This is a genomic window from Pseudoalteromonas sp. MMG022 (genome assembly GCF_021654245.1).
In the GTDB taxonomy this organism is placed as follows: Bacteria; Pseudomonadota; Gammaproteobacteria; order Enterobacterales; family Alteromonadaceae; genus Pseudoalteromonas; species Pseudoalteromonas amylolytica.
Genome location: NZ_JAKFZQ010000024.1, coordinates 34,339 through 47,381, shown reverse-complemented (window position 1 = coordinate 47,381; position 13,043 = coordinate 34,339). Strand labels below are relative to the sequence as shown.

Annotated in this window: 9 protein-coding genes; 3 read left to right on the top strand and 6 right to left on the bottom strand. The window is 45.3% G+C overall.

Annotated features, from left to right (window positions below):
- Positions 1-41 precede the first annotated feature (41 nt).
- The 3 genes from nadE to L1070_RS17570 are packed head-to-tail and all read right to left on the bottom strand — an operon-like array spanning position 42 to position 4,796.
- Positions 42-872: an ammonia-dependent NAD(+) synthetase gene (nadE, locus tag L1070_RS17580; RefSeq protein WP_237126550.1), complete on the bottom strand. Its 831-nt coding sequence runs from the start codon at positions 870-872 to the stop codon at positions 42-44.
- Positions 873-930: 58 nt separating this feature from the next.
- On the bottom strand, positions 931-1,557 hold the full coding sequence (locus L1070_RS17575; protein WP_237126549.1) for a YceH family protein: 627 nt from the start codon (positions 1,555-1,557) through the stop codon (positions 931-933).
- Between the two features lie 23 nt (positions 1,558-1,580).
- The gene (locus L1070_RS17570) at positions 1,581-4,796 is read right to left on the bottom strand and encodes an ATP-binding protein (RefSeq protein ID WP_237126548.1); all 3,216 of its coding nucleotides are present in this window, start codon (positions 4,794-4,796) and stop codon (positions 1,581-1,583) included.
- 358 nt (positions 4,797-5,154) lie between these two features.
- On the opposite strand from L1070_RS17570, the gene L1070_RS17565 reads away from it, so the two are divergent.
- Positions 5,155-7,449: a penicillin acylase family protein gene (locus L1070_RS17565; RefSeq protein ID WP_237126547.1), complete on the top strand. Its 2,295-nt coding sequence runs from the start codon at positions 5,155-5,157 to the stop codon at positions 7,447-7,449.
- On the opposite strand, the gene L1070_RS17560 is transcribed toward L1070_RS17565, so the two are convergent.
- Positions 7,446-8,498, bottom strand: coding sequence for a GGDEF domain-containing protein (locus tag L1070_RS17560; RefSeq protein ID WP_237126546.1), 1,053 nt, complete (start codon positions 8,496-8,498; stop codon positions 7,446-7,448). The two genes, L1070_RS17565 and L1070_RS17560, sit on opposite strands and share 4 nt — an antisense overlap.
- 250 nt (positions 8,499-8,748) lie before the next feature.
- Here L1070_RS17560 and L1070_RS17555 point away from each other — a divergent pair, with 250 nt between their 5' ends.
- Positions 8,749-10,275, top strand: coding sequence for a bifunctional GNAT family N-acetyltransferase/carbon-nitrogen hydrolase family protein (locus L1070_RS17555; protein WP_237126545.1), 1,527 nt, complete (start codon positions 8,749-8,751; stop codon positions 10,273-10,275).
- 7 nt (positions 10,276-10,282) lie between these two features.
- Here L1070_RS17555 and L1070_RS17550 read toward each other — a convergent pair whose 3' ends face one another.
- On the bottom strand, positions 10,283-11,155 hold the full coding sequence (locus tag L1070_RS17550; protein ID WP_237126544.1) for a DMT family transporter: 873 nt from the start codon (positions 11,153-11,155) through the stop codon (positions 10,283-10,285).
- Positions 11,156-11,399: 244 nt separating this feature from the next.
- On the opposite strand from L1070_RS17550, the gene L1070_RS17545 reads away from it, so the two are divergent.
- The gene (locus tag L1070_RS17545; protein ID WP_237126543.1) at positions 11,400-11,783 is read left to right on the top strand and encodes an MAPEG family protein; all 384 of its coding nucleotides are present in this window, start codon (positions 11,400-11,402) and stop codon (positions 11,781-11,783) included.
- A 42-nt stretch (positions 11,784-11,825) separates the two neighbouring features.
- On the opposite strand, the gene L1070_RS17540 is transcribed toward L1070_RS17545, so the two are convergent.
- Positions 11,826-13,043 carry a M56 family metallopeptidase gene (locus L1070_RS17540; protein ID WP_237126542.1) on the bottom strand — a complete coding sequence of 406 codons (1,218 nt, stop codon included), beginning with the start codon at positions 13,041-13,043 and terminating at the stop codon, positions 11,826-11,828.

Here is a 13,043-nt window from a genome sequence, read left to right as displayed (position 1 = left end):
GGAAATGGCACAGTACACATGGTGTACTGTGCTAACGAACTTTAATCGTAAATAGTTGGAATAGGCTGGCGCTTATGCTGGGTACGTTGATAAATGGCAATCAACTTTTCCGCTACAGCATCATCCACATCTTTGCCTTCTAAGAAGTCATCTATCTGATCATAACTTAAACCTAGGGCTTCTTCGTCGGTTAGGCCCGGTCTATCGCATTCTAAGTCAGCGGTAGGCGCCTTTGTGACGAGTTCTACAGGGGCTTTTAAGTATGCTGCCAAGGCGCGCACTTGACGTTTAGACAAGCCGAAAAGCGGTGCTAAGTCACATGCGCCATCGCCAAACTTGGTGTAAAAGCCTGTAATATTTTCCGCACTATGATCTGTCCCTACCACCAACCCCTGAGTTAAGCCGGCGATTTCATATTGCGCGACCATGCGCTGACGTGCTTTTACGTTGCCTTTGATAAAGTCGAGCGAAGTTTGTGAGGGAATATCTAGCTCTGCCGTTTGCATCGCTTGCATCGCTTGTTCATGCATAGCGTCTACAGCTGGTTTTATATTTACCGTCACACGCTGTGACGGTTGAATAAAATCTAATGCAAGTTGAGCTTCATCTTCATCCGCTTGAATACCATATGGCAAGCGCATAGCGATAAATTGGTAGCTGTCAGTACTGTGTTCAGCATTTAGCTCGTCCACGGCTAGTTGGCACAATCTGCCACACGTAGATGAATCAACACCTCCGCTGATCCCCAACACTAATGTCTGGCAGTGCGCTGACACCAAACGTTGTTTGATAAAGTTGACTCGACGCGTAATTTCAAAAGCCACATCTATGTGTGGTTGTACTTGCATTTCTGCCATGATCGCTTGGCGCATTCTATGCTCCTCTTTGCCAATGCTATTTGGGGATATTATGTTTTTATTAGTGCCGAATTTAAAGCCCTAAGTGCTGTTTGATTTCAGCTAACTCTCGCTTAAGTTGTTCAATCTCGCTCAGTAGGGAGTCTAACTCTGCATTTTCTAGCTGTTTAGCTTCGCTTGTCGCCGTGTTTGCAGCGTATTGCTCTGTGTCTTGGAACAAGTGAATGAAACGACTTTCACGTTTGCCAGGCTCTCGCGCAAGCTTTTTCACATACCCTTGCGATTGCAACTCTTCGAGTGCTTGTTCGACTTCACTGACTTGTTTAAATGTTGCTAGTCGAGCGCTACGAGTTCTAAGTTCACCGGGAGTTTGTGGGCCTCTGAGCAGCAATAGACAAATAATGGCGCTTTGTTGTTCACTAAATTGCAGGCGACTAAATTCGGTGTTGCAGAATCTATGGCTGTATTTATTTACTCGCCCAGACAGCCCTTCATCGATCAGTACAATATGCTTTGTTTGTAACTGTTCTAATGCATCCAATACATCTGACTCATTTAGGCTCAGTACGGGGTCTCTATTGGACTTTTGATTACAGGCGTTGGTTAATGCGTTAAGAGAAAGTGGGTAATGCTCTGGTGTGGTGCTTTGCTTTTCTAGCAGGCAGCCGACAATACGTTGCTCTATTTCGCTCAATTCCATGTTTTGACTCCAACATTTTTCTTCTACTGTACGCTATTGGCGAGGTTTTGTTTAGTGTTTGAGCTCCATTGCTGTAGCTTTTGTTCAAGTTCAGCAACCTTTATAGGCTTAGCAATGTAGTCATCCATACCAGCAGCAAGGCACTTTTCACGATCTCCCTGCATTGCATTGGCTGTAAGAGCAATGATAGGCGTGTTTTTATGCTGTTTACCGACACTGCCGTTACGTATTTGGTTCGTTGCTTGGTAGCCATTGAGCTCAGGCATTAAACAATCCATCAAAATAATATCGTATGGTTCGGTTAATTGTTTTAGATGAGCGAGTGCTTGTTGACCATCTTCTTTACAGTCTGCATGGATGCCAAATCTTGCTAGCAGCTTTAATGCTACGGCTTGGTTGACCTTGTTGTCTTCAACAAGTAATACGTTGAGGTGGCTCAAATCTTGTTGAGTGGGCATGGGATGGGGCTGTTCAGTCACTTTCAACTGACACAGTTTTAGCATATCTGCGGGCGTTAGGGGCTTTAGTAGCATTAAGTCTGGTTTGAGCAGGCAAAGCGCTTCACCTTTATCTAAGCATTCGCTTAATATGGCAAATCCAGTACACGTGGATTTGACCACCTGTTTGAACTGCTCGACTTGATTTTGATCGGCACAACTGAGCAACTCAGAGGCAACGACTATGGCGGGGCGACTCAAATGCTCTTGATTAATTACCTGAGTTGCTTGTACTAAGGAAGTTGCATGATATAAGCGGATACCCCATGCTGAAAATAGGCTATGGTTACCTGCAAGCGATGGTAACTGCTCATCAATTACAACTAGGCCGTCACAGGTCGTGTATATGGGGAGTAGGGCTTTTGGTTCATAGAGTTCAATGTAAAAACTAAAGGTACTGCCAACACCAACTTTGCTATATGCATTGAGCGACCCGCCAAGCAGCGAGCATAGTTGCTTGGCTATGGTTAAACCTAACCCTGTCCCACCATACTTTCGAGTAGTTGAGGGGTCGGCTTGGGTGAAAGAGTCAAAGATCTTTGTGAGTTGAGACTTACTAATGCCTACCCCTGTGTCTTCGATGTTGCACCAAAGCCGTGTATGTTGAGCTTGCTGCTCTGTGTAGCACGTTAAGGTGACCTTACCATCTTCTGTAAACTTAATGGCGTTACTCAATAAATTATTAAGTATTTGTTTTAGCCTGTGGGGATCTGTTTTGGCATATTGCACTTGCATGCCTTGGGTGTCTAAAATCAATTCAGTATGTTGCTCGTGCGCGCGCGGTGCAAAATTGCTGATGCTTTCGCTCACCACTTGGACTAAATCGCACTCAGTTTTTTCTACGTCTAACTTACCCGCCTCAATTTTAGAAAAATCCAATATGTCATTGATAATAGTTAATAAAGATTCGGCGGAGCTTTTGGCCAGCTGCAGATGATGCTGTTGAGATGGAGAGAGATTTGAGTGCATGACAACTTCTAGCATTCCTAGTACGCCATTCATAGGGGTGCGGATCTCATGGCTCATGCTAGCGAGAAACTCCGCTTTCATTTTGGCGGATTGCTGCGCCAGTTCCTTTTCCATAACAGCTTGCTGTCTAGCTTGTTGCTGCTCTCGACTAGCAAATAGGCTACCCAATGTAGCGGCTACTGCTTTAATGAGTTTTTCGTCAGTTGCATCCCATTGTAAATGCGGGTGTTGGTACTCGGCACACAGTAAACCAATGGCGTGGCTTTTATACGAAATACTACACCCAAATATGGCGTTCACTTCGTATGGGCTCAAGTAATTGTCTTTTAGCTCCTTTGTACAACTATGGGTATGCGCAAAGTTGGCTTGAATCATCTCTTGTTTGTATACAGCCTCGAATAATTCAGGTAACTGCTTTTTACGCCACGGAGGGAAGTACTGAAGGTTGTCACCACTAGAGTCACTAAAGCCCATAGGAATGAGTTGGGTGCCATCAGCGTTGAGTAGCCAAATACTAGCACGCTGAGCATCCAAGCCTTCACAAATCACTTTAGTTGCTACTTTTTGTGCTGGTTCTAATTTCAGGTTGAGCACAGCCTCATGGCTGCTGAGCTGAGCCAGCAATTCATTATTTTTCGCAACTTTATTGCGTTCTATTTCTAGGCATTTACGACCATGTATGTTTTGTACCGAACCATAAACTTGAGTTGTGTAGCTGCCGCTTCTGACAACTCGGCCCTTAAGTAACACCCAGCGCTCTTGGCCTTTAGCGGTCTTTATTAACATCTCTTCTTCAAAGTCAACGCCTTGTTTTATCGCCTTGTCGAATGTGTCTTGCATTAACCGCCTCGGTGCACCCGCGACAAAAAATTCTGTCGTGGCTATCCAAGAGGGTTGATAGCCATCAGGTACTTCGAAGATTTGTTTAGTGACTTCAGACCAGCTTATATTGCGGGTTTTCAAGTTAATGGTCCAAGCGCCAACTTCTGCTAAAGCCCCCATACTGGTTAATGAATGTGCGTTGTCCTCAAGTTGTTTGAGTAAGCGATTAAAAAATAAAAATGCGCACATAAAGAGCAAAATAATGGTGAATAGTGCAAGTCTAAATGGCCATATTGTGGCACTGTCTGGTCTCCAGCCCCCACGTGGATATACATAAAGCTTCCATTGACCTGATAACACATTTATCGTTAGAGAAAGTGGCTCTTCAAGCAATATATTACTGTCACCATAGAAAAACTCGCCCTGCTCACCGAGGCCATCTTTGCCCTGCATTGCGATGATGTATTGCTGTGATAGGTCTTCAAGCCGAGCGAGTGAGAAGAGCTTTTGGGTATCTATCACTACTGAAATAAGGCCCCAAAATTTATTGTCTTTGTCCGAAACTGGTACGCGGGCAATCACCGCTTGCCCCCCTTGTACTAAATTTAACGGCCCAGATAGTACGATTTCACCAGAGTTCTTTGCCTTGAGCGCAGCGGCGCTTTGTGCTGAATGGGTGGTGTAATTTAACCCGATGGCTTTTTCGTTGCCCGCCAGTGGATAGATATATTGCAAGGTCATATCGGGTGCGGCACCTATATTGCGTAGCACACCGCTGGAGCGATACAGAGGCTCTGCAACGCGCTCAAAAGAGGCTTGTGTCAGGTTTTCTTCACGTGTGATCGCAATGGCTAAACCTCTAACGAGCTGAATATTGGTGTTTAAGATCCCTTCAACTTGGGTACGATATACGTTGACCGTTTCGTAGGCTATGCTTTTTTCTTCTTGCATGAGACGGTTGTAGTTGACTGTGTCAACGTACCAACCTGAAATGATAATGGCACACAAAAAAAGCCAAAAACTGATTTTGATCGACTGCGTCTTCCTTGGTGCATTAGACAAATTTGCAAACATTGCTTATCGAGAGTTGCTGAGCGTTTTTTAACTATAGTCCACTGTGTGGTTGATCAAAAGGTTTGTTCTACAATAAAAAAATACGCAGAGAATGCTCCCGTTTATGCTGGGTCAGCAAGCATAAAGCACAAAGGCTTAGGGTGCCAAAACCGCACTAAATAGCAATTTATGTTAGGCAATTGTCACAATCAGCTGATTAAATGAAAAAACAGGCAAACTTAATTAGGAAAAGGATATGCTCAAGATACTAAAATGGCTACTAGCGCCACTGGTGATATTAGCGCTGGCTGCAACGGCAATGGTATATGGCTTACTCTCTTTGAGCCTACCTATGTTAGATGGTAAACAAACTAGCCGTGCAATTAGCGCTGATGTAAGCGTTGCTAGAGATAACTTAGGGCAGGCGGTAATCGAAGCACAAAATCGGCAAGATGTGGCCTATGGTTTAGGTTTTGCCCACGGGCAAGATCGTTTTTTTCAAATGGATTTATTGCGTCGTAATGCCGCGGGCGAATTAAGTGAGTTATTTGGAGAAGCGGCGCTCAACCTTGATAAGCAAATGCGTTTTCATCAGTTTCGTGAACGTAGTGAGCAAATATACGCACAGCTGTCGCAATCGCACCAAGATGTTTTAACCGCTTACACTCAGGGTGTAAATGATGGGCAAGCACAAGCGGGATTCAATACATTTGAATATTATTTAACAGGGGCGCAAGTCAGAGCATGGCAACCTGCTGATAGCCTTTTGGTGATCTTTGCTATGTATTTGGATTTGCAAGCGGGAAACTTTGAACGAGATGAGGCACTTATTCATATCGATAGCGTATTTGGGGCAGATATGAAGGCTTTTCTCACTCAACCCAGCCGATATCAGGCGGCACTAGATGGCTCTGAGCTGCCTGTAGGCGATGTGCCTATTCCAGCATTAGAAGTGAGTAACGTGCCTGTAGTTGCTCGCCACATTGAGTCATTACCACATTATGGTAGTAATAATTGGGCTGTTACTGGCGCATTAACCATGACAAACAAGGCCATGTTGTCTGACGATATGCACTTGGGGTTGAATGTGCCTGCAATATGGTATCGTGCCCAGCTAAACTACCAGTTTGAAGGTGAGAAAGTTCAAGTTACGGGAGTTTCATTACCTGGAGCGCCAGCGATCGTTGTGGGTACCAACAATAAAGTGGCGTGGGGCTTTACCAATGGGTATCTAGATGTGGCTGATTGGGTGGAGTTAGATGAGCGCACTAATACTTGGAAAGAGATTGAAAAGATAGTGCTGCCCAATGGCGAGCTTCACCAATACGAATTGACAATGAGCGAATTTGGGCCAGTAAAAGTGTTTAATGGTAAGCAATATGCTTTGAGCTGGGTTGCGCATCAGTCATATGCTGTGAATTTAGACCTGCTTGAGTTTGAGCGCGTCAGAGACGTTAGTGAAGCGGTTGCTCAAGCCGCGGATGTGGGGATCCCTGTACAGAATTTAATGGTCGTTGATGACTCAGGGCAGGCGGGATGGCAGCCTATGGGAGCCATTCCGAAGCGCAATGAACCTGCCGACCTAGCGGTGCGTGCAGCCGATTACCCCACAGGCTGGCAGCAAAATGAATCACAGCGTCCGTCAGTGGTGAATCCTGATGACGGCAGGTTGTGGAGCGCAAATGCGCGTGTCATGTCAGTGACCGATCATCAGCGCTTTGGCGATGGAGGGTATGCACTGGGTGCCAGAGCGCAGCAGATACGCGATCGCCTTCAGGGTAAGCAACAGTTCAATGAGCGTGGCTTCAACCAATTGCAACAAGACAATGAGGCGTTATTTTTAACGCCATGGCATGAACACCTAACACAATTATTGAATGCATCAGAGCAGAGTAAACAGCAGTACGCAGCTGATTTAAAGTATCTTGCAGCGTGGCAAGCCTGTGCTTGTGCAGAATCGGTGGGATATACTTTAGTTAAACACTTTCGAGCTGCGGTGATTGACGTTGCGCTAGCGCCAATAGAGGAAAAGCTTCTGGCGCGAGATAGTTCGTTGAGTAAAATAAAAAACTATTTAGAACCTGCGCTTTGGCAGCTGCTTAAAGCGCAGCCAGGTAGTTGGTTAAATGGCCATATAGATTGGACTGCGCTACAACTTGCGGCATACGAACGAGCAAAAGCATCCCTAACAGCATCACACGGCAGCCAAATGGATGATTGGCGCTGGGGGAATGTCAACGCGCTAAACATTCGCCATCCGTTTAGCCAGCAACTGCCAATCTTAAGTGGTTTACTGGACATGCCACGTATGAGCGCATTTGGGGATACATTTATGCCTGCCGTACAAGGGCCGAGCTTTGGTGCATCACAACGTTTTATTGCTCAGCCGGGCGAACTAGACAAGGCGATTATGACAATCGCTGGTGGCCAAAGTGGACACCCTTTATCAGAGTTCTATCGTGCGGGGTTTGAAGCTTATGCAAACGGCGAGGCAACGCCCCTGTTACCCGGTGAACTTATACATCAACTAAAAATACAAGCATTGCGCTAGGTAAGGGCACTTTCAGGGGCGATAGTCAGGGTATTTCGCCCCTTATGCTTACTGTTGTACAAAGCAACATCGGCATATTTTAAGACACTTTCAAAGCTTTGTGTCGGGTGCCACAGTGCAATACCAAAACTCATGGTTACGCATAAGTCATCTGCTTGGAAAGACATAGCTTCAACAGCTTGTCTAATATTTTCAATACGCTGTTGGGTTTCAATCAGTGAACAATTGGGGAGCACCAGTAGAAACTCTTCTCCGCCCCAACGAACACCGATATCAGCATCATTTAAATGGCGCTTGAGTTGGCCTGATACGCGAAAGATCACTTCATCACCTAGTTCGTGACCGTACCTATCGTTTACACGTTTAAAGTGATCGATATCAGCCATCACGACACAAATAGGCGTTTTTTGACTAACGCAGCTTTGCTGAGCGCGATGAATAAGGCCCAGCGCGTAGCGGCGGTTGAATAAGTGTGTGAGAGAATCGTGAGCGGCAAGGATTTCGAGTTCTTTACGTTGATTAATCGTAATCTCTCGGATCAGACCTATGGTATAGATCATTGGAATACCACACACTACGACATTTAAAAAATGAATATAAGGCGCATATTCATGATAGGCGATTTGGTACGGGGAGGGAATGAAGCCTATATAGGTGTAAGCAAACATTATAATGATGGCGGTGCACCAGCTCACGGCTTGTTTAAGTTTGAGCTGAATATCTAGCAGCAGTAAACATGATGCCGCCCACAAATAAAACTGAAAGCCATAGTCGGTGCCTATCAACAAGCATACTACAATGGAGTGTGCTGTTACCTCTAAACTGAAGATTCTCAGCGCCAATGAAAGATAATCTTTTTGCAGTAACTTGATACCAAACCACCATGTTGCCACACTGAAAATGTTGAATAAGGCCAATAATTCGACTTCAACAAACAAAAATACCAAAATCAGCATAGCGTGCAAAAACAAGCAGTACCAAGCAACCTTTAAGAGTAATTGACTTTTTAGCTGTTCGACTTCGTTGGGTTTCTTATGTGGATGATCCAATCACGTTACCTCTGTGTATACCGTTACTGATTCATATTCAGTGAGGCCTGAAATTTAAGTGAAAACGCAGTTGTTAGTATAGATGGTTCTGGCTGTTTTTTGTTCATAAAGCGTGTAATGCTGGTTAAGTAGGTACGGTGAGGCTCGCAAAATTATGGTGATATTATAAACTTTTCAAAGGCCTATAATTTAGGATTAGGTAAACCGAAAGACGAATAGCCACAGTAAAATGTGTCGTTCAGGAGGGAGTATGTCGTTAGAAAAAGCACGTATTACGTTGTGCAATGTCAATAAAGAAGATTACCCACAGATAAAAACACTTATGGACGAGGCTTACCCTGATCTGGGCGGAGCTTGGCCCAGTCACACCATTTTTAGATTGATTGATCAATTCCCAGAAGGGCAGATAGGCATTTTAGATGAAGGCCGATTAGTCGGTTTGGCGTTAAGTGTGCAAGTGGATTATCAACGCTTTTCTAATCCCCATACCTACGATGAAATTGTCGATGCTCACAACCGAGTGTTCAGTGACAGTAATGGTGATGCGCTGTATGGGTTAGATGTTGTTATCGCTAAAAGTCATCGAGGGATGAGATTGGGGCGGCGTTTATATGATGCTCGCAAAGAGTTGTGCCGCCAGTATAACCTTCGAGCAATTCTAGCGGGTGGACGGATCCCGCGCTATACCAACCACAGTAAAGATATGACACCGATGGAGTACATCGATAAAGTCGATCATAAGGAACTCTACGACCCAATACTGAGCTTTCAATTGGCCAATGACTTTCAGGTAAAGCGCTTGCTAAAGCAATATCTACCAGAGGATGAAGATTCGGGTGGATATGCCACATTGCTAGAGTGGAACAACATCTTGTTCCAGCCAACCGATACAGTGATAGACACCAAAAAAACCATTGTTCGGGTTGGTGCTGTGCAATGGCAAATGCGCTCCGTCAGCTCAGTGGAAGAGTTGATGCGTCAAGTGGAGTATTTTGTTGATACAGTGTCGGAATATCAAAGCGACTTTATTTTATTTCCAGAGTTTTTTAACGCGCCTTTGATGGGGTTGCAAGAGCACCGCAATCAAACCGAAGCTATTCGTTATCTGGCAGAGTTTACCGAACTGTTTCGTGATGCGATGTCAACCATGGCGATTGAATACAATGCGAACATAGTGACGGGTTCCATGCCCCTGCTGGATGGAGAAAAAATATATAATGTCAGCTACTTATGTCACCGTAGCGGTAAAATTGATGAGCAACGCAAGATACATATTACACCCCATGAAGCCTATGACTGGGTGATAGAAGGGGGCGATGAAATTAGTGTGTTTGAAACCGATGCGGGTAGAGTGGGGATCCAGATTTGCTACGATGTCGAATTCCCTGAACTCAGCCGTTTGATGGCCGAGCGAGGGTTAGACATATTGTTTGTTCCTTATTGGACTGACACCAAGAACAGTTATTTGCGGGTGCGCCACTGTGCTCAAGCACGCGCAGTTGAAAATGAGTGTTACGTCGTGATAGCAGGCAGCGTTGGTAATTTACCGCAAGTTGATTCACTAGATGTACAGTACGGTCAGTCGGCTGTGTTAACACCGTCTGATTTTGCGTTTCCTCATGATGCTGCACTCAACGAGGCAACCCCAAATACAGAGATGCTGCTATTTAGTGATCTGGATCTGGATAAACTCAAGTTGCTACACAGTGAGGGCACGGTTAGAAATCTAAAAGACCGTCGCACCGATTTATATCAAGTGGTGTTGAAGAGGCGATAGTCACGACTTAACTTAACATGACCAGCACAGCGGCAATACCAATCAGTACCAAGCCGAGTTTGTCGCTGGTTTTGGTGGGCTGTTTTAACCAGAGCGTGGCGATGAGCAAAGTGAAAAATACTTCGATTTGGCCGAGTGTTTTTACGTAGGCAACATGTTGTAGGCTCATCGCGCTGAACCAGCCGACCGAGCCGATAAAGCTCGTTACACTGATACCGCAGGTGAGCATACGTTTTTGCCATAGTTTTCGCCACGTCTGCGCTTCTTTGTAGCTTATAAACAACCCAAGCAGCAGGGTTTGTGTACACAACACTAGCAGTAACACCCACGCTGCACTGTGCAAAAATGGTAAACCGGTTGCGAGACTCGCCTCTCTTACCCATAAAGATGTCAGTGCAAAGGCGCTGCCACAGGCGAGTCCAAGCAGCGCGGTTTTTGGCTTAAATAGTTTTAAACTGAAACCACTGAGCATTAGCACCGCGGCGGCTCCAATTGCCACACCGAGCCAGCCAATTAGGGAGAGCGTTGAGCCAAATAACCACATGCCAAGTATTGCTGCCATCAGCGCTTCACTTTTGGCAAGGCCTGCGCCTACTGCAAAATTGTTTTGCTTAAATAGCAGCACCATCAGGCCTGTGGCGACAATTTGCATAACGCTTGCGGCTATCACATACAAGATGAGCTGATTGTTTGGTGTGAGTACTGCAACGCTCTGCCATTGGTATAAGCCCAGCAGATACACAAGCGCAAGCGGGCAAGCTATCAAAAATCTAGCAAAGGTTACACCGGCCACACTGACACTTTGGCTTAAATGGCTTTGCAGCGCATTACGCCAAGCCTGTGAGAGTGCAGCCAAAACGGTAAATGCGATCCAACTCATTGTCATTCCAAATTATTTCTTTTCAGTGTATCTATCATGGCAATGTCTTGCGAGTGCATTTTTTTCATCTCACGTGCGACAATCTGTCGCAGTGCTAGAAGTTACCAATCATCGTATACTAGCGATGATGCTACACAATTTAGCCGCCCAGATTTAAGAGGCGGCTTTTTTATTTTGAACATGCTATGTTAAAGCTGATGCTTAATTATTAACCTCAGCAGAGCTTAATTTACAAGGACATGGTATGACTACAATTCTAATATGTGCGCTTATCGCAGTGCTGCTTCCTTATCTGACTAAAGTGCCAGTCGCCATTGCGATGAACAAACTGGGCGGCTACGACAATCAACATCCAAGAGCGCAGCAAGCTCAGTTAACTGGATTTGGCGCACGGGCTTTGGCGGCGCATCAAAATAGCTTTGAGTCTTTAGCTGTGTTTACACTGGCAGTTGCGGTGGTATTAGGCACCAATACCATTGGTACAACGGTGCAGTATCTGGCGGTGGCACATATTGTGGCAAGGGTACTTTACTGCTTGTTTTACTACATGAATCTGCATGTGCTGCGCTCACTCATTTGGGCTGTGGGGTTAGGATGTGCCATTGCAATGATAGCGGTGAGTTTATAATGAGAAACGGCCAGTAGCTATAATACTGGCCGTCTGCTTGGTTTAGTGAGCGACTTTGATGCGCTCGTGTTTCACTTTTTGCTTGTCTGATGGTGCTTCATTGCCCATCGCATAATCTAACTGAACCGTGTAGCGCTTGGTGGTGTCTGAAGCAGACGTGTATTGCCACTGTCTTAAAGCATTTACTGCGCTTTTTTCAAATACTCCTTTGGGTTGTGCGTCGACTATCTCGATGTTATTGGTGTGCCCGCGCCCATCAATGGTAAATTGTAAGGTGACATACCCCGTTTGCCCTGCATTGGCAGCCTCAGCCGGATAAATAGGCTCTATACGCATAACCGGGCGCACTTCTGAGGTTTTTTTATGCGCGAGTTGCTCAGTTGATTTCGCCAGTGCCATTGCGCTTAGCGAACTTGAAGCCAATACCAGCGCCAACACTTTCACGCCCAGTGATGGGGTAGTGATACTTTGAAGTTGCTTAAGTCGTTGTACCATAGTTTGTTTATCTCCGTAGTAAGCGTATATCAAAGTCCCTGCACGCGAGTTTTCTGCGCAACGAACCAAGGCTTTTGCATACGTTAGCTGTTGATGTGTGGTTTTTTGTTGTAATACGGCTGCGTCGCACGCCAGCTCCTGAGTTTTTCTAAAATTTTGATATCCAAGCCAAAGCACTGGGTTAAACCAGCAGCTGATGCAAAACAGTAGTAAGGCTAAGTTGGCGAGGTTGTCAAAGCGGCGTATGTGCGTTAATTCATGCTCCATCAGCAGTGTTAATGTATCTGGGTCGAATTGCTGGGCGTAATCATCTGGCAAAACAATTTTTGGTTGCCATAAGCCGACCACCATAGGTGTGGCCACCTGTGTGCTTGTATATACGGGCTGCCCTTGTAATTGTTGAGTAGGCGCTTTGATATTCAGAGCTTGAATAAATTGATAGTGTTGGTACAACACCCAAAGCAAAAGCACGGTCGAAATACACCAATATGCGCCAGCAATACTGAACTGCCACTGCGGTGCAAAATGATGTGGCTGTGTCGTGATACGAAAATAGCTGATGGTTTCACTGGCAATGGGTTTTATCTCATTGGGCAACATCATCGCTACAAGACCTAAAGGTAAAACCCACCAAAGATTATAAATCAACCGACTGCCCAACCATTGAGCGGTATGCTTTTGTAGCATCATCAGCGCCATCACAATTGCGCTGATGAGCAGTTGGTTATTGATATTGAACACCCAATCAAACATTGAATTTAGCAT